Annotated in this window: 18 protein-coding genes; 12 read left to right on the top strand and 6 right to left on the bottom strand. The window is 71.8% G+C overall.

Annotated features, from left to right (window positions below):
- Nucleotides 1-45: 45 nt before the first annotated feature.
- From VFO26_RS11860 to VFO26_RS11850, 3 genes are all read left to right on the top strand, one after another.
- Nucleotides 46-1,995 (top strand): molybdopterin oxidoreductase family protein, encoded by a 1,950-nt coding sequence (locus tag VFO26_RS11860; RefSeq protein WP_325115194.1) that lies wholly within the window; start codon nt 46-48, stop codon nt 1,993-1,995.
- A 168-nt stretch (nt 1,996-2,163) separates the two neighbouring features.
- Entirely contained in the window at nt 2,164-4,026 is a 1,863-nt protein-coding gene (locus VFO26_RS11855) for an NAD(P)H-dependent oxidoreductase subunit E (protein ID WP_325115193.1), read from the top strand.
- Nucleotides 4,023-4,937: a 2Fe-2S iron-sulfur cluster-binding protein gene (locus tag VFO26_RS11850; protein WP_325115192.1), complete on the top strand. Its 915-nt coding sequence runs from the start codon at nt 4,023-4,025 to the stop codon at nt 4,935-4,937. The genes VFO26_RS11855 and VFO26_RS11850 overlap by 4 nt, the downstream gene beginning before the upstream one ends.
- Before the next feature lie 18 nt (nt 4,938-4,955).
- Here the strand turns inward: VFO26_RS11850 and VFO26_RS11845 are convergent, their stop codons facing one another.
- On the bottom strand, nt 4,956-5,717 hold the full coding sequence (locus VFO26_RS11845) for a biotin--[acetyl-CoA-carboxylase] ligase (RefSeq protein ID WP_325115191.1): 762 nt from the start codon (nt 5,715-5,717) through the stop codon (nt 4,956-4,958).
- A 7-nt stretch (nt 5,718-5,724) separates the two neighbouring features.
- A complete protein-coding gene (arfB, locus tag VFO26_RS11840) occupies nt 5,725-6,138 on the bottom strand; it encodes an alternative ribosome rescue aminoacyl-tRNA hydrolase ArfB (RefSeq protein WP_325115190.1) in 414 nt (137 codons plus the stop codon).
- On the opposite strand from arfB, the gene VFO26_RS11835 reads away from it, so the two are divergent.
- From VFO26_RS11835 to VFO26_RS11810, 6 genes are all read left to right on the top strand, one after another.
- On the top strand, nt 6,137-6,913 hold the full coding sequence (locus VFO26_RS11835; RefSeq protein ID WP_325115189.1) for a TIGR01458 family HAD-type hydrolase: 777 nt from the start codon (nt 6,137-6,139) through the stop codon (nt 6,911-6,913). The two genes, arfB and VFO26_RS11835, sit on opposite strands and share 2 nt — an antisense overlap.
- Before the next feature lie 4 nt (nt 6,914-6,917).
- Complete coding sequence (locus tag VFO26_RS11830) at nt 6,918-7,307, top strand: holo-ACP synthase (RefSeq protein WP_325115188.1); 390 nt, start codon at nt 6,918-6,920, stop codon at nt 7,305-7,307.
- Nucleotides 7,307-8,662: an NAD(P)H-hydrate dehydratase gene (locus tag VFO26_RS11825; protein WP_325115187.1), complete on the top strand. Its 1,356-nt coding sequence runs from the start codon at nt 7,307-7,309 to the stop codon at nt 8,660-8,662. Before VFO26_RS11830 ends, VFO26_RS11825 begins: the two co-directional genes overlap by 1 nt.
- The gene (gene alr / locus VFO26_RS11820) at nt 8,659-9,726 is read left to right on the top strand and encodes an alanine racemase (protein ID WP_325115186.1); all 1,068 of its coding nucleotides are present in this window, start codon (nt 8,659-8,661) and stop codon (nt 9,724-9,726) included. Before VFO26_RS11825 ends, alr begins: the two co-directional genes overlap by 4 nt.
- Nucleotides 9,723-10,397: a class I SAM-dependent methyltransferase gene (locus tag VFO26_RS11815; protein ID WP_325115185.1), complete on the top strand. Its 675-nt coding sequence runs from the start codon at nt 9,723-9,725 to the stop codon at nt 10,395-10,397. Before alr ends, VFO26_RS11815 begins: the two co-directional genes overlap by 4 nt.
- A gap of 69 nt (nt 10,398-10,466) precedes the next feature.
- Nucleotides 10,467-11,630, top strand: coding sequence for a hypothetical protein (locus VFO26_RS11810; RefSeq protein WP_325115184.1), 1,164 nt, complete (start codon nt 10,467-10,469; stop codon nt 11,628-11,630).
- Here VFO26_RS11810 and VFO26_RS11805 read toward each other — a convergent pair.
- Complete coding sequence (locus tag VFO26_RS11805) at nt 11,609-12,427, bottom strand: SDR family oxidoreductase (RefSeq protein WP_325115183.1); 819 nt, start codon at nt 12,425-12,427, stop codon at nt 11,609-11,611. The two genes, VFO26_RS11810 and VFO26_RS11805, sit on opposite strands and share 22 nt — an antisense overlap.
- A gap of 11 nt (nt 12,428-12,438) precedes the next feature.
- Nucleotides 12,439-13,317, bottom strand: coding sequence for a histone deacetylase (locus VFO26_RS11800; RefSeq protein WP_325115182.1), 879 nt, complete (start codon nt 13,315-13,317; stop codon nt 12,439-12,441).
- 36 nt (nt 13,318-13,353) lie between these two features.
- Between VFO26_RS11800 and VFO26_RS11795 the strand changes: the two genes are divergently transcribed.
- Complete coding sequence (locus tag VFO26_RS11795) at nt 13,354-14,133, top strand: enoyl-ACP reductase (RefSeq protein ID WP_325115181.1); 780 nt, start codon at nt 13,354-13,356, stop codon at nt 14,131-14,133.
- A 235-nt stretch (nt 14,134-14,368) separates the two neighbouring features.
- Here the strand turns inward: VFO26_RS11795 and VFO26_RS11790 are convergent, their stop codons facing one another.
- Nucleotides 14,369-14,896 (bottom strand): hypothetical protein, encoded by a 528-nt coding sequence (locus tag VFO26_RS11790; protein WP_325115180.1) that lies wholly within the window; start codon nt 14,894-14,896, stop codon nt 14,369-14,371.
- 81 nt (nt 14,897-14,977) lie between these two features.
- Here VFO26_RS11790 and VFO26_RS11785 point away from each other — a divergent pair, with 81 nt between their 5' ends.
- Entirely contained in the window at nt 14,978-16,570 is a 1,593-nt protein-coding gene (locus VFO26_RS11785; RefSeq protein WP_325115179.1) for a BTAD domain-containing putative transcriptional regulator, read from the top strand.
- Here the strand turns inward: VFO26_RS11785 and VFO26_RS11780 are convergent, their stop codons facing one another.
- The gene (locus VFO26_RS11780) at nt 16,571-18,064 is read right to left on the bottom strand and encodes a serine/threonine-protein kinase (protein ID WP_325115178.1); all 1,494 of its coding nucleotides are present in this window, start codon (nt 18,062-18,064) and stop codon (nt 16,571-16,573) included.
- A gap of 97 nt (nt 18,065-18,161) precedes the next feature.
- Between VFO26_RS11780 and ade the strand changes: the two genes are divergently transcribed.
- Complete coding sequence (ade, locus tag VFO26_RS11775) at nt 18,162-19,880, top strand: adenine deaminase (RefSeq protein ID WP_325115177.1); 1,719 nt, start codon at nt 18,162-18,164, stop codon at nt 19,878-19,880.
- Nucleotides 19,881-19,885: the final 5 nt, after the last annotated feature.

Here is a 19,885-nt window from a genome sequence, read left to right as displayed (position 1 = left end):
GCACAGGGGTAGATTGGCAGCACCAGGGTCGGAAGGAGCCAAAGCATGCCCAAGCTTCAAGGTCGCCTCACCACGCCGCTCGTCCGTGACGGAGACGGGCTCCGTCCGGCGTCGTGGGACGCGGCGCTCGACACCGTCGCCGCCGCGTTCGCGCAGGCCCGCGAGACGGATGCGTTCACATCGTTCGGGATCTTCTCGTGCTCGAAGGCGACGAACGAGATGAACTTCCTGGCGCAGAAGCTCGCCCGTCAGGTGATGGGCTCGAACAACGTCGACTCGTGTAACCGCACCTGACACGCGCCCAGCGTCGTCGGTCTGGCGACGGTGTTCGGAGCGGGCGGCGGCACGTCGTCGTACCGCGAGATCGAGGAGACGGACGTGATCCTCCTATGGGGCTCGAACGCCCGGGAGACGCACCCGATCTTCTTCCACCACCTCCTCCGCGGGGTGCGGAACGGGGCGCGCCTGTTCGCGGTCGATCCACGCCGCACCAGCTCGGCGCAGTGGGCGGACCGGTGGCTCGGGCTCGACGTCGGCTCGGACATCGCGCTTTCGAACGCCATGGCGCGCGAGATCATCCGGGCCGGCCTGCACAACCGCGAATTCGTCGAGCGGGCGACCGAGGGGTTCGCCGAGTATGCGGCCTCGGTCGAGCCGTTCACGCTCGAGGAGGGGGAGCGCCTGACGGGCGTCCCTGCGGACGTGATCCGCGAGACGGCCCACGCCTATGCGCGGGCCGACCGGGCGATGATCTGCTGGACGCTCGGGATCACCGAGCACCACAACGCCGTCGACAACGTGCTGGCGCTCATCAACCTGGGCCTGTTGTGCGGCCACGTCGGACGCTACGGGTCGGGGCTCAACCCTCTGCGGGGGCAGAACAACGTCCAGGGCGGCGGCGACATGGGGGCGATCCCGAACAAGCTGCCGGGCTTCCAGGACATCGAGCGCGACGCCGAGGCCCGCGCCCGCTTCGAGGCCGCGTGGGGGACGCCGATCATCCCCAGGTACGGCTGGCACCTGACGCAGATGTTCCACGCGATGGAACGCGGCGAGCTCCGGACGCTCTACGTGATCGGCGAGAACCCAGCGCAGTCGGAGGCGGACGTCAACCACGCCCGCCGGCTCCTGGGCGCCCTGGACTTCCTCGTCGTGCAGGACATCGTCATGACGCGGACGGCCGAGATGGCCGACGTCGTCCTGCCGGGCACCGCGTCGTGGTGCGAGGCGGAGGGAACCGTGACGAACAGCGAGCGGCGCGTGCAGCGGGTGCGCAAGGCGCTCGACCCGCCCGGCGAGGCCCGCGACGACCAGTGGATCCTCGCGGAGCTGGCACGGCGGCTCGGGCACGACTGGGGGCACCCCACCTCGGAGGAGGTCTGGGACGAGCTCCGCTCGCTGTCGCCGATGCACCGCGGGATGCGCTACGACCGGCTGGACGCGCTCCGGGGGATCCAGTGGCCCTGCCCCGACGAGGATCACCCCGGATCGCTGTTCCTCCACGGGCGCCTCTGGGCCGAGCCGGTCGGGGGGCCGCTCGCTCCGTTCAGCCTCGTCGAGGCGCGGCCGCCGTTCGAGGCGCTGGACGCCGACTATCCCATCCGGCTGACGACGGGACGGCGTCTCGAGTCGTTCAACACCGGTGTCCAGTCGGGCCGGTACCGCTCGCCGCTCCACCGCGGCGAGTCGCTGGACCTCTCGCCGGAGGACGCCGAGCGGCTCGAGCTCTCCGAAGGCGAGGTGGTGCGCGTCTCGTCGCGGCGCGGCTCGGTCGAGGCGCCGGTGCGGGTCGATGCCTCGCTGCGCGCCGGGCTCGCGTTCATGACGCTGCACTTCCCCGACGAGGTCGATGTGAACCAGCTCACGATCGATGCCACCGACCCGAAGTCCGGCACTGCCGAGTTCAAGGCCGCGGCCATCCGGGTCGAGAAGCTGGAGCCGGCTCCGCTTTCGCTCGAGACCCATGCAGCTGAGCCGGTCGATGTCGTCTCGTAGGGGCCCGATGCAGGTCATCGGCACGCGCGCCCGGGTGCCCGCCCGCGGCGCATCGCGGCCGTCTCGCTGCTCACCGACACCGTCGTGGATCGGCGAGCACGGACGCGGCCACGCTGCCTGGCGCATGCCATCCCCGCCCCGCACCACCGACCGACGCCACGCCTCTCGATGGACCTGAAGCTCGTCCCTCACGCCGACGCGACCCCGGGCGAGCGTGCCGCGCTCGATGCGGCGCTCGGAGCGCCCGCGTCGGGGTGGGAGGGCGGCGCGCGGGAGGCCGGCGCCGCCGGCAACACCGCGGCGGGCGGCCACTCCGCCCGCGCCAGGCGCCACCTGCTGCTTCCGGCGCTGTGGGCGCTCCAGGAGCGGATCGGCTGGATCAGCCCGGGCGGCCTGAACGAGATCTGCCGAAGGCTGACCGTGCCGCCGGCGGACGCCTACGGCGTGGCGACGTTCTACGCCCTCTTCGCGCTCGAGCCCAGGCCGGCGCGGGTCGTGCACGTCTGCGAGGACATCGCCTGCAGGTGTTGGGGCTCGGAGGAGCTGATCGTCCGGCTCGAGGCCGGCTTCGGACCGGAGGGCGAGCTGTCGGAGGACGGGTCGGCCACGTGGCTTCGCAGCCCCTGCCTGGGCCAGTGCGACCGCGCACCCGCCGCGATGCTCGCGGTCGCGGGAGACGATCCCCTGGAGCGCGCCCAGGCGCCGGTCGACGCCGCCACTCTCCTCGAGCTCCTGGCGGGGGGCGAGCCGCGGCCGTCGCCGTCTGGTCCGCTCCCGCAGGCCGGTGATCCATCGCTCCGGCTCCTGCGCCGCGTCGGGTCGGTCGACCCCATCAGCCTCGACGGGTACCGGGCGCACGGCGGCTACGCCGCGCTCAGACGGGCCTTCGAGCTCGGGCCGGAGGGCGTTCTGCGCGAGGTGAGGGACTCGAAGCTCGTGGGCCGGGGCGGGGCGGCCTTCCCCACCGGTGTGAAGTGGGAGGCGGTCGCGCGCCAGCCCGTGCGGCCCCACTACCTGGTCTGCAACGCCGACGAGTCCGAGCCCGGCACGTTCAAGGACCGTGCGCTCATGGAGGGCGACCCGTTCGCGGTCGTCGAGGCGATGACCCTTGCCGCGTACGCGACCGGCTGCGAGCGGGGGTACGTCTACATCCGGGGCGAGTACCCGGAAGCGCGGCAGGCGCTCGAGGACGCCCTCGCCGAGGCTCGCCGGCGCGGGTTCCTCGGGGACGACGTGATGGGCGAGGGCTTCGCGTTCGACGCCGAGATCCGCCGAGGGGCGGGCGCCTACATCTGCGGCGAGGAGACGGCCATCTTCGAGTCGATCGAGGGGAAGCGAGGCGAGCCCCGCAACAAGCCTCCCTTCCCCGTCGACGTCGGCCTCTTCGGCAAGCCCACCGTCGTCAACAACGTCGAGACGCTCGTCAACGTCCTCGATGTCGTGCTCGGCTCGGGACCGTCCTTCGCCGAGATCGGGACCGAGGGCTCGACGGGGACGAAGCTGCTCTGCGTCTCCGGGCACGTCCTGCGGCCCGGCACCTACGAGGTGCCGTTCGGTGTGACCCTTCGCCACGTGCTCGACCTCGCGGGCGGCGTACCAGGAGGTCGAGCGCTGCAGGCCGTGCTGATGGGCGGCGCGGCGGGCGCGTTCCTCGGGCCGGACGAGCTCGACGTGCCGCTCACGTTCGAGGGGATGCGGGAGGCGGGCGCGACGCTCGGTTCCGGCGTCGTGCTCGTGCTCGACGAGACGGTCGACCTACCTCGGATCCTGATGCGCATCGCCGCCTTCTTCCGCGACGAGTCGTGCGGCCAGTGCGTCCCGTGCCGTGTCGGGACGGTACGCCAGGAGGAGGCGCTGGCCCGGCTCCTCTCCGGCGAGGCCCGGGGGGGAGTCGAGCGGGAGCTGGCTCTGATCGGCGAGCTCGGCCAGTGCATGCGCGACGCATCCATCTGCGGGCTCGGCCAGACGGCCTCGAGCGCCGTCGAGTCGGCGATCCGTCGGCTCCGCGTCTTCGAGGGGGAGCCGGCATGACCGAGCTGCTCGCGCCGCAGCGCATGATCGAGCTCGAGATCGACGGGGAGCCCGTCCGCGTGTTCGAGGGCTCGACCATCCTCGACGCCTGCACACGGCTCGGAATCGATACGCCGACGCTCTGCTACGGCGAGACCCTCGAGCCGGCGAACGTGTGTCGCGTCTGCGTCGTCGAGGTCGAGGGCTCTCGCGTGCTCGTGCCGTCCTGCTCGCGCAAGGCGGAGCCGGGGATGAAGGTGCACACCGACTCCGAGCGGGTGCGCCTCTCACGCAGGCTCGTGCTGGAGCTGCTCGCCTCGTCGGTCGACCTCTCGACCACGCCGGTCGCGCCCGGCTACCTGGGCCGCTATGGGGCCGCGCCGGAGCGCTTCGGCCCCCAGGCAGCACCCACCCACGACCGCGATCGCGCCCGAACGGGGCACCACGTCGAGCCGGACGGACGGACGGCGGCCACCGTCCACCAGCCGGTGAAGGTCGACAACGAGCTCTACGTCCGGGACTACTCCAAGTGCATCCTCTGTTACAAGTGCGTCGACGCCTGCGGCGAGCAGCACCAGAGCACGTTCGCGATCCACGTCGCGGGGCGCGGCTTCGACGCGCGGATCTCCACCGAGCTGGACACGCCGCTGCCGCAGTCGGCCTGCGTCTACTGCGGCAACTGCATCGCGGTCTGCCCGACGGGTGCGCTCATGTTCCGCTCGGAGCACGAGCTTCGGTCGGCGGGAGAGTGGCGTGAGGACGAGCAGGTCGTGACCGAGACGATCTGCCCGTACTGCGGCGTCGGGTGCTCGCTCGAGCTCCACGTGCAGGACAACCGGATCGTCAAGGTCACGAGCGCGGCCGACCACGACATCACGCTCGGCAACCTCTGCGTCAAGGGTCGCTTCGGCTTCCCTCACGTGGAGGGCTGACACAACGGATCGCCGTCCCTACGGGCCGCCGAGCTCCACCTCACCGCTCCCCACGAGCGTCGTCGATCCGTCCGGGCGGCGGAGCGTGAGCCGGCCGTCGGGAGCGATGCTCCCGGCCGTCCCGGCCTCCCCGGCGACCCGGACATCCCGTCCCCGGAGGACGTTGCGCGCCTCGAGCTCGTCGAGGAGCGGGGCGAGCCCCGATCGGCGCCACGCGTCGTAGCGGTGCTCGAGGATCTCGAGCAGCGACGCCAGCAGCGTCGCGCGGTCGAGCGCGCGACCCGAGGCGGTCAGCAGCGAGGCTGCCGGCAGGCGCGTCTGCGCCGGTAGCTCGGCCTCGGTCTGCAAGACGTTGACGCCGATCCCGCAGACGACGGCGCCCTCGGAGGCCTCGATCAGCACGCCGGCCACCTTGCGCCCGGACACCAGGACGTCGTTCGGCCACTTGATGCTCGCGGCGTCCCGGTCTTCCTCGACCGACTCGGCCACACAGAGCCCGGCCACGAGCGAGAGCTGCTCTGCGGCCGCACCGGGAGGGGGCCTCAGCAGGAGGGAGACGAGGAGCGATCGCCCGGGCGAGTCGTCCCAGCGGCGACCCTCTCGCCCGCGACCTCCGGTCTGGTGCTCCGTGACGGCGACGGCCCCCTCCGGCAGGTCGCTGCCACGCAGGACGTCCTGCGTGGAGGAACACGACTCGCTCCAGAGGTAGGGCTCTCCGAAGCGCCCCCGGAGCAGGGGGCGAACCGCGGCGGCCGTCAGTGGCGTGGATTGGATGGACACAAGCCCCCTAGTCTGGCGGCGGCGGCGCTCGGTGGCGCTTGAGCTGGGCCCGGCGGCGCTTCTCCGCCAGCCGCCGTTCGCGTGCTGCTCCCGTCGGCCGTGTCGGAACGCGCCGCCGCTCCAGCCTGAGGGCCGCGGCGAGCTTCCCGACGAGCCGTTCGACGGCGAGCTCGCGGTTCCGCGCCTGGCTCCGCTCGTCCTGGGCCACCGCGCGGAGCACGGGGCCCGCGCGGGACACCACGCGGCGCTTCTGAGCCGGGGTCAGGGACGGGGAGGCCTCGACGTCGAACACGGCCTCGACGCGGGTCTCCGCCTTGTTCGCGTGCTGCCCGCCCGGACCGGACGAGCGGGAGACCCGCAGCTCGATCTCGTCCGGATCGACGGAGACCGAGCGCGTGACACGAATAGACTCCCGCCCCATGGCGTGCATTCTCCTGGACGTCGACGGAGTGCTGCACGTCTCCGGGGAGGCGATCCCCGGCGCGGCGGCCGCGGTCGCCGCCCTCCGCGAGTCGGGGCACACCCTGCGCTTCGTGACGAACAACTCGACGATGCCGCGCGCGCAGCTCGCCGAGGAGCTTCGGGCGCTCGGGTTCGAGCTGGCCGACGACGAGTTGCAGACCACCGCCCGCACCGCGGCGCGGGAGCTCGCCGGCAAGCGCGTCTTCGCGCTCGTGATGGCGGGCGTCGTCCCGGATCTCGAGGGAATCGAGCTCGTGGGCGAGGGCGCGGAAGCGGTGCTCATCGGCGGCTGCGACGAGACCCTCGAGCCCAACCAGGTGTTCAGCTACATGAACCTCGCCCGCGCCTTCGCCGAGATCCAGATGGGGGCGGAGCTCTACTGCCTGCACAAGAACCGCTGGTGGCAGACGAGCCGGGGGCCGCTCCTCGACGCGGGCGCGTTCGTCGCAGGGCTCGAGTACGCGACGGGCGTCGAGGCCACCGTGCTCGGCAAGCCGAGCCCCGCGTACTTCGCGGCCGCCCTCGACGCCCTGGGCGCAGAGCCCGAGCTGACGTGGCTGGTCGGCGACGACGCGGAGGCCGACGTCCGTGCCGCGCAGCTCTTCGGCATGCGCACCGCGCTCGTCCGGACGGGCAAGTTCAGGCCGGACACGCTCGAGCAGCTCGACGTGACGCCCGACGTGGTGCTGAGCTCGGTCGCGGACCTGCCCGACTGGCTCGAGCGAACGCTCTGACGTGATGCCGGTCCGGATCGGGACGGATGTGATCGAGATCGAGCGGATCCGGCGGGCGCTCGAGCGGCCCGGGTTTCGCGACCGCTGCTTCACGCCCGACGAGCAGGCGTACTGCGAATCGCGTCGCAACCCCGCGGAGTCCTACGCCGCCCGGTTCTGCGGCAAGGAGGCGGTCGGCAAGGCGCTGGGCTGCGGCGTGCTCTTCACCTGGAAGGAGATCGAGATCGTCGGCCCGCCGAAACCCGGTGTGACACTCGCGGGCAAGACGCTGCGCTGGGCCGAGAAGGTCGGGATGCGCGAGATCGACGTCTCCCTCACGCACTCGCACACGATCGCCGCCGCCACGTGCGTCGCGGATCTCGAGTCGCCGCCCGTGCGCCGCCCGCGTCCGTGATGCACGAGCCGCTCTACACCGCCGCCGAGATGCGCGCCGCCGAGGAGCGATTTCCCGGCTACCCCGAGACCGCGGGCGAGCTGATGGAGCGCGCCGGCGCGGCGGTCGCGACCGAGGTGCTCCGCTCCTACCCCGACGCCCGCCGATTCGCGGTCGTGTGCGGCGGAGGGGCGAACGGCGGCGACGGCCGCATCGCGGCCCGGATCCTCCGCGTCGCGGGAAGGGACGCAGTCGAGACGGACGACCCGTCGGGGGCGGAGGTCGTGGTCGATGCGCTGTTCGGGACCGGCTTTCGCGGCGCGCCCCGGCCCGAGGCGGCGGCCATGATCGAGCGAATCGGGGCGAGCGGAGCCCCGGTCGTGGCGGTCGACCTGCCGTCCGGTGTCGACGCCTCCACCGGCGAGGTCGCCGGCGCGGCCGTCGAGGCCGACCTGACCGTCACCTTCCACGGGAGCAAGGTCGGGCTGGTCGTCTCGCCCGGCAGGTTCCACGCGGGGAGGGTCGCAGTCGCCGACATCGGGCTCGAGCCGGCCCCGACCGCGATCGTGCGGGCCACTCCCTCGATCCTCGACCGGGTCCCGCGGCGGAGCGAGCGCGACACGAAGTTCACCGCCGGGTCGCTTCTCGTGGTCGGGGGCGCACCGGGCACAACCGGCGCAGCCGTCCTCGCCGCGACGGGAGCGCTGCGTGCCGACGCGGGGTACGTCACCCTGGCAGTCCCCGCGCCGTGCCTGGGCATCGCGGAGAGCCTCGCCCTGGAGCCCGTCAAGCGCGGCTTCGAGTGGGCGACCGCCGTGGAGACCCTCGACCCCGAGCTCGAACGCGCGTCCGCCGTCGCCCTCGGGCCCGGCATCGGCCGCTCGGAGGAGGCCCGCGCGCTCGTCAGGGCGGTGCTGTTGCGAACGCCTCTTCCCGTGGTCGTCGACGCGGACGGCCTCTTCGGCCTGGAGCCGGTCGGTCGTCCGGGGCCGCTCGTGCTGACGCCCCACGCGGGCGAGCTCGCGCGCCTCCTGGACGAGAGCTCGGAGTGGGTGTCGGCGCACCGCCTGGAGGCAGCCGGCCGCTGCGCGGAGCGGTTCGACGCGGTCGTGCTGCTGAAGGGCCCAGACACGATCGTGCGGGCTCCCGACGGTCGGGCGATCGTGTGTGACACCGGCCCGCCCTCGCTCGCGACTGCCGGCACGGGCGACGTGCTCACCGGCGTCGTCGGCGCGTTCCTGGCGAAGGGCCTCGACCCGGTCGACGCGGCGGTCGCCGCAGCCGTCGCCCACGGTCGAGCTGCCGGAGCGGTGCCGCACCAGGCGGGGCTCGTCGCGTCGGACGTCGCCGCCGCACTACCGTCCGTGCTGACATGACGCTGACTCGGCCGCGTGTCGCCGAGCGTCGCGAGAATGGAGGCGTGGCCCGCTCGCTCGTCACCATCGACCTCGGCGCAATCCGTCACAACGCGCGCGTGCTCTGCGAGGCGGTCGCTCCCGCCGAGCTGTGGGCGGTCGTCAAGGCGGACGGCTACGGGCACGGTGCGCTCGACGTCGCCGGCGCCGCCCTCCAGGGCGGCGCCAGCGCGCTCTGCGTTGCCACCGTCGGCGAGGCTCTCCCGCTGCGCGATGCGCAGCCCGAGACCAGGATCCTGGTGCTCGGCCCGACCGATGAGGGTGACGTCGCGACCGCACGCGAGGCGGGCCTCGAGCTGGTCGTGTCCGACGAGCGACTGCCCGAGGGCGTCGCCGTCCACGTGAAGCTCGACACCGGCATGGGCCGATGGGGGCTCGGCGAGCTGCCCGAGCCGGGAGGCGCGGTGGTCGGCCTGATGACGCACCTCGCCACCGCGGACAGCGACCGGTCGTTCGCGATGGAGCAGCTCGAGCGGTTCCTCCGCGCGACCGAGCCCTACGCCTCCCGCTACGTCCGCCACGCGGCCAACAGCGCAGCGGCGCTGAACGCGCCCGAGACGCATCTGGACGCCGTCCGCTGCGGGATCGCGTTGTACGGGGTCGATCCGGAGGGAGTCGACGCCACGCGGTTCGGGCTGCGCCCCGCGCTGCGGTGGGAGTCGGAGCTCGCGCAGATACGACAGCTGGCGCCGGGTGACTCGACCGGGTACGGCCGGCGGTTCGTCGCGACGGAGGAGACCTGGATCGGGATCGTCCCCGTCGGATATGCCGACGGCTTCCGGCGGGACCTCACCGGGACGGAACTGGTGGTGGCAGGCGGCCGCGTCCCCGTCGTGGGGACGGTCTCGATGGACGCGCTCGCCGTCCGGCTGCCCGGTCCGGTCGACGCCGGTGAGCCCGTGACCCTCGTCGGCGACGGCGTGACGCTCGAGGCGCATGCGGTCGTCGCTGGCACGATCGGCTACGAGCTCGCGTGCGGGATCCGGGTGCCGCCCGGGCGAGGCGCGAGAGAGGTTGTGCGATGACCGGGCCGGTCGAGCATCGACGCGCTCTCCAGGCGGAGCGCCACGACGACCTCCAGGCGCGGCTGCGGAGGCTGCTCGCTCCGCTCGGAGGCGACGAGCGGGCGCTCGACGTCGGCTGCGGAACGGGCGCGCTCGCCTACGCTCTGGCGCCGCTCGTGGGCGAGGTCGTGGGTGTGGACTCCTCGGAGGAGCTCCTCGCCGCCGCCCGCGAGAACGCACCCGAGGGATGCACGTTCGTGCCGGGCGACGCGACGGCGCTCCCCTTCCCGTACGGCGACTTCGACCTCGTCGGGTGCATGCGCGTGCTCCACCACGTCCACCGGCCCGAGCTCGTCGTCGCCGAGATCGCACGCGTCACACAGCCCGGCGGCCGCATCCTGCTGGTCGACCAGCTCGGCGACGTGGACCCGATGCGAAGCCTCGAGCTCGACCGGTTCGAGCGCGCCCGCGACCCGTCGCACACCCGCCTCCTCCCCGACGCCGACATCCGCGGGTACCTCGAGGCGAACGACCTCGTCGTCACCGCCAACGAGATCGTGCGGGAGCGGAGGGAGATGGGCCGCTACCTCGATCTCGTGGGGCTGGAGGGAGAGGAGCGGGAGCGCGTGGCGAGGATGGCGCCCGACCCGCACGAGGTCGAGGTCGGCTGGTACGTCGCCCGCAAGGCCTGATCCGGCTTGCGCCTGACAGACTACGGATCAGTAGTCAGCATGACACCTTCGCGGTAGTCTGTGGGGCGCATGATCGAAGACGTCAACCCGTTCGTCTACTCGCACCCGGTCTCGCCGGAGGACGTCGTCGACCGTGAGGAGGAAGTCCGCGCGCTCCTGCGGAACGTCGTCGGAGGCCACTACGTCCGGCTCTACGCACCCCGCAAGTACGGGAAGACGAGCCTGCTCAAGCTCGCCCTCCACGAGGGTGAGCGGAACGAGGGGCTGATCCCGGTGCTCGTCGACCTGTACCGGGTGTCGTCGATCGCCGACGTCACGGTGCGCCTCGAGCGTGCATATGCGAAGCAGCTGAAGGGCGAGGTGAGGCGACGCGTCGAGGCATTCCTGCAGCGCACGGGCGTCGGCCTGTCGCTCGGCGCGTTCGGCATCAGCGCGCGGCTCCAGCTCGAGCCGACCCGGGACGTGCTCCCCGCGCTGCACGCGCTGCTCGAGCTGCCGCTCCGGCTCGAGGCAGCGGGCGGCTACCGCGCCTTCGTCGTATTCGACGAGTTCCAGGACATCGGGCGGATCGAGGGCCTGGACGGTCTTCTGCGCAGCCACATCCAGCACCACGGCGAGGTCGCGTCCTACGTCTTCGCCGGCTCCGAGCCCGGGCTCATGCGGCTCCTGTTCGAGACGAAGGACCGGCCGCTGTACGGCTCGGCCGTGCCGATGCGCCTCGGCCGCCTGGCCGACCCCGACATCGCCGCATACGTCGCCGCGCGGTTCGAGGCCACCCGACGGTCCGCGGGCGAGGCCCTCAACCCGTTGCTCGGGGCCGCGCAGGGCCACCCGCAGCGGACGATGCTCCTGGCACATCGCCTGTGGGAGGAGGTGCGACCGGCGGCGGACGCGACGCTCGCGGACTGGGAGGCGGCGGACGCGGCCGCGATGCGGGAGCTCGAGCCCGAGTTCGACGCCCAGTGGCGCGGGCTCGACACGTCGCAGCAGAAGACGCTGCGGGCGATCCTCCTCGGCTCGGGGTCGCCGTACCGCTCGGCGGCGCTGCGGCGGCTCGAGCTGACCAAGGACGTCGTGCGGCGGGCCCTGCCGCGTCTCGCGGCGACGGCCGAGATCGAGGAGCGCGAGGGGGGCGGCCACGCGATCGTCGACCCGCTGTTCGCCCGGTGGATCGAGCGGCTCAACGACCCGCCGGACGAGGCCGACGAGGGCTACACGGAGCCGGACCGGTAGTCGGACATTCCCGCGAAGCGCGCGATCAGGCCCGGCGCGAGAACCTGGACGACGGAGATCGGGCGGTACGGGAACCACGGCACCGTGATCTCCCGCTTGTCCTTCTCGACGGCCCCGACGACCGCTTCCGCGACCCTCGGCGGCTGGATCACGAATCGCCCCAGGAGGCGGCTCTTGAGGACTCCCTTCTGCGGGAACCCCTCGGTCTCGACGAAGCCGGGCATCACCGAGTGGACGCTGATCCCGGTTCCCCGCAGCGCGTACGCGAGCGAGCGCGAGAAGGCGAGCTGCGCGTGCTTGGAGGACGCGTACGCGCCCGACGGCGCGAATGCGACCGTCCCTCCGACGGAGATGATGTTGACGACGTGCGCGCGGCGGTCGCCGGACGCCGCCGCCCACCGGAGCCCGGGGAGGAGCGCCCGGGTGCACCAGACCCCGCCCAGGTAGTTGACGTCCATCACGCGGCGGATCAGCTCCGGGTCGACCGTGAGGAACGTGCCCCGCGCCGGGATCCCCGCGCTGTTGACGAGGAGGTGGATCGCCGGATGGCGCTCGAGGACGCCGGCCGCCATCGCCTCGACGGCCTCCCGGTCGCTCACGTCACAGACCTCGACCTCGCCGCCGAGCTCCTCGGCGAGCGTGCGGAGTCGATCCTCCCGCCGCGCAACGAGGACGCAGTGCCAGCCCTTCTGGCCGAGCAGGCGCGCGATCGCCTCACCGAGCCCGGAGGACGCGCCCGTCACGACGGCGATCCGGCCGCCCGAGGCGGCCGGATCGGTGGCGGGCGTATCGCTCATCTCGGAGCACCCTAAGCGAACACGCGCAAGGTGTTCACGTTGATCTCGACCGTGTCGCGGACGTCATTCGCGTACCCACCGGCGAGCGTCACGCAGATGGGCACGCCGCCGGCCGCGAGCATGTCCCGGACGAGGAGGTCACGCTCGCGCAGACCGGCCTTCGTGAGCGACAGCCGGCCCAGCCGGTCGCCCTCGTACGGGTCAGCCCCTGCGAGCACGAAGCAGAGCTCCGGACGCGCCCGCCGCAGCGCGGCCGGGAGCACCTGCGTGAGCTCCGTGAGGTACCGCTCGTCGCCGGTGCCGTCGGGGAGATCGACCTCGATGTCGCCCGGCACGCGTCGGAACGGGTAGTTGCGCCATCCGTTCACGGAGAGGGTGAACGCATCCGCGTCGGCGGCGAGCAGAGCATGCGTGCCGTCCCCCTGGTGGACGTCGACGTCGACGATCAGCGCGCGCCGCACCAGGCCAGAGGTCCGGAGCTCGCGGAGCGCCGTCACCACGTCGTTGAAGACGCAGAAGCCGCGACCGGCGTGCGCGAACGCGTGGTGCGTCCCGCCGCCGAGGTTCGCCGCGACACCGTCCTCGAGGGCCGCGTGCGCCGCCATGATCGTCGCCCCGGTCGAGCGGCGGGAGCGCTCGACGAGCTCCGGCGACCACGGGAGCCCGAGCGCCAGCTCCTCGCGCCGTGCGAGGAGGCCGTCGCGCACCCGCTCGACCCAGTCCTCGTCGTGCGTGCGGCGCAGCTGATCCCAGCCCGCCGCCTCGGCCTCCTGCACCTCGACGGACGCGAGCTCCTCCGCTGCCTCGCGCACGAGGCGGTACTTGTCGAGCGGGAACCGGTGCCCGGCCGGCAGCGGGTACGTGAACAGGTCATGGGCGAACGCACGCACGACGGGACCGTAACGACGCGCAGTAGGATCGCCGCCATGCCGGGGCGGTTCGAGGGCAAGCAGGCGCTCGTGCTCGGGGTCGCCAACCGGCGCTCGATCGCCTGGGCGATCTCCGAGCGGCTCGCCTCCGAGGGTGCCCAGCTCGCCTTCACGTACCAGGGGGAGCGGATCGAGAAGTCGGTCCGGGACCTGGCCGCCACCGTGGACGCGAAGCTGGTGACGCCGTGCGACGTCCGCTCCGACGACGACCTCGACCGCGTGTTCGACGAGACCGCGGAGGCGTTCGGCGGCGGGCTCGACGTGCTCGTCCACTCCGTGGCGTTCGCCGCGGCGGAGGACCTCGAGGGCCGCTTCACGGACACCCCGCGCGACCGGTTCTGGATGGCGGTCGACATCAGCGCCTACTCGCTCGTCGCCTGCGCCAGGCGGGCCGAGCCCCTGATGGCGGCGCGCGGAGGCGGCTCGATCGTGACGATGACGTACCTCGGCGGCGTCCGCGCGGTGCCCCACTACAACGTGATGGGCGTCGCGAAGGCGACGCTCGACGCGTCGATGCGCTACCTGGCGTGGGACCTCGGCCAGAAGCAGATCCGGATCAACGCGATCTCCGCCGGACCGGTGCGAACGCTCGCCGCCCGCTCGATCGCGGGGTTCACCACGATGGAGGAGCTGTTCGAGCAGCGTGCCCCGCTGCATCGCACCATCGACTCGACGGACTGCGGGGCTGCGGCCGCGTACCTCCTCTCGGAGGACGCACGGAACGTCTCCGGCACGACGCTCTACGTCGACGCGGGGTACCACGCGATGGGCATGTAGGCGTCAAAGCGCACCAGGCTCCCTCGCTCGGATCACCCGGCCCCCCCGCGCGGGCTGAGTCACGATGAGCGAGCCCGCTGCTGCCGACGCGCTATCGAGCGGCGCCACGGTCCGCCAGAGCCGCTCCCTTTGCCGGCGAACCGGCATTCCGCTCCAGAGACGAGGGCCACATCTCGAGAAGGCCCACTCTGCGTGGGCCTTCTCGAAGAAGTACCGGGTCCCGGATGGGAGCCCCCTAGACGGCCGTGATCTCGCAGACTTGGAGGAACACGTCGCCGGCAGCGACGTGGAACGGGCCGAAGCCGATCAGCCCGACCGGCGTGAACACGATCTGGATCGGCCCGGTGAACTCGGTGAGACTTCCGACGCCGACCACCTCGCCCGCTGCCAGCGCCTCGAGCTCGATGTTCGGCAGGCGTGTCACCCAACCTTGAGCCGGACCGTCCCCGATCTGTTCAGGGTTCGACCACTCGTCAGTCACGTCGACAAGCGTCGGCGTGCCACCAGCCGGTCGCGCGACGCCCTGCATCGTTTCTTGCTTGAGTAGGAAGTTCTGCATCAGGCCGTACGTCCCGGTCACGAAGGCGAAGTTCTGCACGCTGATCGGAGCGCCGGCGGGAACCGTCGCCTGACCGTTGTTGCGCGCGCACTCCTGAACGTCGACGACGTACGGGTCGACTGCCCAGGCCGCAGGCGCAACCGTCCCAGCAAACACTCCGAGACTGAGTACGACGAGCGCTGCGACGAGATTCCGACTCCTCATGTGCGCCTCCCTTCCTCTCGACTGGCTCGAGGATCGAACCGCCGGCTACCGAAGCGCTATCGACCGACTACCGTCCGCCCGGTGCTCGAATTCCGCATCCTGGGGCCGCTCGAGGTCGTGGGAGACGACGGCCCCATCTCGCTCGGCGGGCCGAAGCAGCGCGCGACCCTGGCGATCCTGCTCCTAGACGCAAACCGCGTCGTCTCGGTCGACCGAGTCGCGGACGACCTGTACGCGGGAGCGACTCCCGTCACCGCCGTGACGCAGGTGCAGCGGCACATCTCCGAGCTCCGCAAAGCGCTTGGCGCGTCGACTATCGAGACCCGTTCGCCCGGATACGCCATCCGACTCACGCCCGAGCAGCTCGACTTGAAACGTTTCGAGCGCCGTGCCGAGGAGGCAGGCAGAGCTCGCGCACAGGGAGACGCGCGAGCGGCTGCAGGCCTCTTTGCAGAGGCACTCGACCTCTGGCGCGGTGCGCCGCTCGCCGACCTCGCTCACGAGCCGTTCGCACAACTCTCGATCGAGCGGCTCGAGGAGATCCGACTGGCCGCGCTCGAGCAGCGGATCGCAGCCGAGTTGGCGCTCGGAAGCCATTCGCAGCTCATCGGAGAGCTTGAAGAACTGGTCGCCGAACATCCACTCCGTGAGCGCTTCCGTGGACAGCTGATGCTCGCGCTCTATCGGTCGGGCAGACAAGCGGAGGCGCTCAGCGTCTACCGCGAGACACGAGAAGAGCTGGTCGAGGAGTTCGGCATCGAGCCAACGCCGGCGCTTCGCGAGCTCGAGCGAGCGATCCTGACGCAGGATCCGTCCCTCGACCTCGAGCGCACCGTCCCGCAAGTATCCGCAGCAGGGGCGGTTCTCGTCCTTCCCTCGACGCTGGCCGGAGTCGACGCGCTCCTGGCCATCGCCGAGCCGCTTGCGGGCCGTGACGCCCGCGAGGTGATCGTCACCCGCCTTCTGACTGCCGTGGAAGGGCTTAGGGACGAGACGGCGGCGTTGAATGCGCGGCGCGAGTCCATTTCCGTCCCCTCGCGTGTTGCCGCATTCACCACTCGGGACGCAGTTGGCGATCTGGTGCGGCTCGCCGCTACACACCACGTCGAGCTCGTCCTCATGGACGCTCCGCCGGGGATCGAGAAGCAGCCGCTCGCCGATGAGGTGACCGCGATCCTCGACCGCTCTCCGGCGGTGGTTGCGCTGTTAGCGGGCTCTGCGATCGATCTCACGACAGGATCTGGAGTGTTCGTCCCATTCGGGGGCGCCGAGCACGATTGGACTGCGCTCGAGTTGGGAGCCTGGCTCGCCTCGGCTGCCGCCGTGCCGCTCACGCTCGTCGGGACGCACGAAGTTCCGCGCCACGCAAGACGCGACGCCAGCCGTTTGCTAGCGGACGCGTCGCTCGCCGTGCAACGCGTGGTTGGTGTCGAGACGACGCCGCTCCTCGCAGGGGCGAGCAGCGAGTCGCTCGTCGCGGCGGTCGAGACCGCCAGCGCCGTCGTCGTGGGCATCTCACCGCGCTGGCGTCGGGAGGGAGTCGGCGCTGCGCGGCGTGCGCTCCTCGGCCGCTGCAACGTGCCTGTCCTACTCGTCCACCGAGGCCTGCGGCCGGGCGGTCTCGCGCCGCATGAGAGTCGCACGCGGTTCAGTTGGTCGATCGAGGCGAGCTGACTACGGCGTGCACTGAGGCGTCTGGTTGCCCGTGACGAAGCCGGCAAACGGGCGTCCGCCGAAACTCTCATCCGCCCCCGGAGCGCTGCCGTCGAACAGCCCCACGGCCGAGACGTACGTCGCCGGGACAGGCCGTTCGCCCGGTGGCGGAGGTGGCCCGGACGCCGCGAAGAGGAGGTTCTTGCCGACGTCGTACATGAAGTGCTTCCTTCCGATCGTGCCGTAGTAGTCGGGTTGCACTCGGTCGCCGTAGGCTGCTTTCAGTTCCTCGATCGTGGAGCACGGACCGATGCCCTCCGTGGTCGTGTACTCCTCGTTCCAGGTGACGATGATGGTCGCGGTGCCCTCGGGTCCGTCGGGGAAGAAGGCCCAGACCTTGTCCTCGAACGCGAGCGTCGCGTACTCGCTGCTGGGCGCACCCGGAATGTCCGGCGGCTGATTCACAGGAATCGCATGGCCCAGGATCTTCTCGTACTCAGCGCGATGAAGACCGAGCCGTGCCCCTGCGATCGATGTCTGCGTGATCGCGGGTGGCCGCGGCGGCGAAGCGCTCCGCACCAGCAGGGTGCCTCCGACCGCGGCTCCTGCCGCGACGATCCCCGCGACGGCCACCGCCAGTCGCCTCCTGCGGCGCCGCCGGGGTGCCAGCGTCCGTCCCTGCAGCGCGGCGCGCGCGGCCTCGACCAGCTCGGCGCACGTCGAGTACCTCGCGGCGGGCGACTTCGCGAGCGCGTTGGCGAACACGCCGTCGAATGCCGCGGGGAGCTCGGGCGCGAGATCGGAGAGACGTGGCGGCGGCTCGTTCAGGTGCGCGAAGACGACCGAGAGCTCGCTCTCGCGGTCGAACGGCCGACTCCCGGCCAGGCATTCGAAGAGGACGCAGCCGAGCGAGTAGACGTCGGCTCGGCCGTCGATGTCGCCGCCCTCGATCTGCTCCGGTGCGATGTAGTCGATCGTGCCCACGAGACCACGGTCCGTTGTGAGGCTGCTGGCGGCTGAGAGGTGACGAGCGAGCCCGAAGTCGCACACGTATGCGTGCTCTCTGTCGGGCCCGTCCTGGATGAGGATGTTGGCGGGCTTCACGTCCCGGTGCACGAGCCCCGCCGCGTGCGCATCGTCGAGGGCCTCGGCGACCTGCCCCACGAGGTCGATCGCGCGCTCCGGATCCAGTCGGCCTTCCCGCCGGAGACGCTCGCGCAGGTCGACCCCCGCCACGTGGTCCATCGCGAGGTAGAGGACGCCGCCTTCCTCGCCCGCGTCGATGATCCGAACGACGTGGGGGTGATCGAGACTCGCCGCGAGCTTGGACTCCCGCAGGAAGCGCCGTCGAAAGCGCTCGTCCTCTGCGAGATCGACGGCAAGCACCTTCAGGGCGATGCTCCCCCCTCGCCTCGTATCCTCCGCCATGAAGACGCGTCCCATGGCGCCTTCCCCAATCAGTGACTCCACGCGGAAGTCGGCGACGACCGAGCCGGTGGCGACGGGCGGCGACATCCCTTGTGAAAGCTTGGCAAGCGAACACGCGAGTCTCAAGCTCCCCCAAGCCGGCGATAGGCATCTAGCTGCTCGCGCTGTGGTTAAGGTCCACGGGATGCCCGGGCTCGCCCGCCGTCTCGCCGTCGCTCGCGGGGACGAGCCCGCCGACCTCGTCGTGCGCGGCGGCCGTGTCCTGTCGGCCTTCACCCGCGAATGGCTCGACGTCGACATCGCCGTCGTCGACGGCGTGATCGCCGGCCTCGGCTCCTACGAGGGCTGGGAGACCGCCGACGCCGACGGCCGGTACGTCGTCCCCGGCTTCATCGACGCGCACATGCACATCGAGTCGGTGAAGCTCCTCCCGGACGAGTTCGCGCGCCTCGTCCTGCCGCTCGGCACGACCGCGGTGGTCGCGGATCCGCACGAGATCGCGAACGTCCTCGGCTCGGACGGCGTCCACTGGCTGCTCGACGCGACCTCGGGCCTTCAGCTGGAGGTGTTCTTCACGGCGCCATCGTGCGTGCCGGCGTCCTCGTTCGAGTCACCCCGGCGGCCGCTCGCGCTCGGCGACCTCGAGGCGCTGATGCGGCGCCGGCGGGTCATCGGGCTCGCCGAGATGATGAACTTCCCGGGGGTCATCGCCGGAGCCCCGGAGGAGCTCGAGAAGCTCGCGCTGGACGGCGCCGCGCACGTGGACGGCCACGCGCCGGGGGTGCTCGGGAAGGAGCTTCAGGCCTACGTCGCGGCCGGCATCCGCTCGGACCACGAGGCGTTGACGGTGGAGGAGGGTCGCGAGCGGCTGCGCGCGGGGATGTGGCTGCTCGTCAGGGAGGCGTCGATGGCACGCAACCTCGAGGCGCTCCTCCCGCTCGTCGCCGAGTACGGCCCGGGCAGGATCGCGTTCTGCACCGACGACCGCGACCCCGAGGACATCGTCGACCGCGGCCACGTCAACGGGATGGTGCGCGACGCGGTCGCGGCGGGGATCGAGCCCGCGGACGCCGTGCTCATGGCCTCGCTGCACCCCGCGCAATGGCACGGGCTCGCACGGCACGGTGCGATCGCGCCGGGCTACGTCGCCGACCTCCTGGTGCTCCCCGACCTCGAGCGGTTCGTGCCCGACGTGGTCCTGAAGCGCGGGCGGCCGCTCGAGGACGTGCCGCGGAGAGAGGTGCCCGACTGGGTCCGGCAGACGGTCCGCGTGAAGGCGGTCACACCCTTGGACTTCGCGATCCCGTGGGAGGGCGGTGCCGCCCGTACGATCGGGCTCGTCGCGGATCAGGTCCTGACCGAGTCGCTCGAGCGCGAGCCGGCCGTGGTCGACGGGCTGGCGGTCTCCGACCCGGAGCAGGACCTCGTCAAGCTCGCCGTCGTCGAGCGGCATCTGGCGACAGGGCGGATCGGGCTCGGCCTCCTCTCCGGCTCCGGGATCATCCGTGGAGCCCTCGCGTCGACCGTCGCCCACGACGCCCACAACCTCGTGGTCGTCGGCGTGGGTGACGAGGACATGGCGTTCGCGGTGCAGCGGCTCGCCGAGATCGGCGGAGGGATCGTCGCGGTGGACGGTGGCGAGGTCGTCGCCGAGTGCCCGTTGCCGGTGGCAGGGCTCCTGTCCGACCAGCCGCTCGACGTCGTCGTCGCACAGAGCCGTGCCTGCAACGACGCGGCGCACGAGCTCGGCTGGACGGGCCACACGCCGTTCCTCACGCTCGCCTTCCTCGCGCTCTCGGTGATCCCGTCGCTCAAGCTGACCGACCGCGGGCTCGTGGACGTCGACGCCTTCGAGCTCGTGTCACTCGAGGCGGGGGAGCCGAGCGGGCTCCCCCGCCGCTAGACGAT

The organism is Gaiella sp. (assembly GCF_035710885.1).
Taxonomy (GTDB): domain Bacteria; phylum Actinomycetota; class Thermoleophilia; order Gaiellales; family Gaiellaceae; genus Gaiella.
Note: the sequence above shows the minus strand (reverse complement) of the source record. Positions and strands in the feature narration are given on the sequence as shown.

What these genes read in the sequence shown, in the direction of transcription:
- VFO26_RS11855 (WP_325115193.1), top strand. Translation starts at nt 2,164, where the DNA reads ATGGACCTGAAGCTCGTCCCTCACGCCGACGCGACCCCGGGCGAGCGT.
- VFO26_RS11850 (WP_325115192.1), top strand. Translation starts at nt 4,023, where the DNA reads ATGACCGAGCTGCTCGCGCCGCAGCGCATGATCGAGCTCGAGATCGAC.
- VFO26_RS11835 (WP_325115189.1), top strand. Translation starts at nt 6,137, where the DNA reads ATGGCGTGCATTCTCCTGGACGTCGACGGAGTGCTGCACGTCTCCGGG.
- arfB (WP_325115190.1), bottom strand. Translation starts at nt 6,138, where the DNA reads ATGGGGCGGGAGTCTATTCGTGTCACGCGCTCGGTCTCCGTCGATCCG.
- VFO26_RS11830 (WP_325115188.1), top strand. Translation starts at nt 6,918, where the DNA reads ATGCCGGTCCGGATCGGGACGGATGTGATCGAGATCGAGCGGATCCGG.
- VFO26_RS11825 (WP_325115187.1), top strand. Translation starts at nt 7,307, where the DNA reads ATGCACGAGCCGCTCTACACCGCCGCCGAGATGCGCGCCGCCGAGGAG.
- alr (WP_325115186.1), top strand. Translation starts at nt 8,659, where the DNA reads ATGACGCTGACTCGGCCGCGTGTCGCCGAGCGTCGCGAGAATGGAGGC.
- VFO26_RS11815 (WP_325115185.1), top strand. Translation starts at nt 9,723, where the DNA reads ATGACCGGGCCGGTCGAGCATCGACGCGCTCTCCAGGCGGAGCGCCAC.
- VFO26_RS11810 (WP_325115184.1), top strand. Translation starts at nt 10,467, where the DNA reads ATGATCGAAGACGTCAACCCGTTCGTCTACTCGCACCCGGTCTCGCCG.
- VFO26_RS11805 (WP_325115183.1), bottom strand. Translation starts at nt 12,427, where the DNA reads ATGAGCGATACGCCCGCCACCGATCCGGCCGCCTCGGGCGGCCGGATC.
- VFO26_RS11795 (WP_325115181.1), top strand. Translation starts at nt 13,354, where the DNA reads ATGCCGGGGCGGTTCGAGGGCAAGCAGGCGCTCGTGCTCGGGGTCGCC.
- VFO26_RS11790 (WP_325115180.1), bottom strand. Translation starts at nt 14,896, where the DNA reads ATGAGGAGTCGGAATCTCGTCGCAGCGCTCGTCGTACTCAGTCTCGGA.
- VFO26_RS11780 (WP_325115178.1), bottom strand. Translation starts at nt 18,064, where the DNA reads ATGTCGCCGCCCGTCGCCACCGGCTCGGTCGTCGCCGACTTCCGCGTG.
- ade (WP_325115177.1), top strand. Translation starts at nt 18,162, where the DNA reads ATGCCCGGGCTCGCCCGCCGTCTCGCCGTCGCTCGCGGGGACGAGCCC.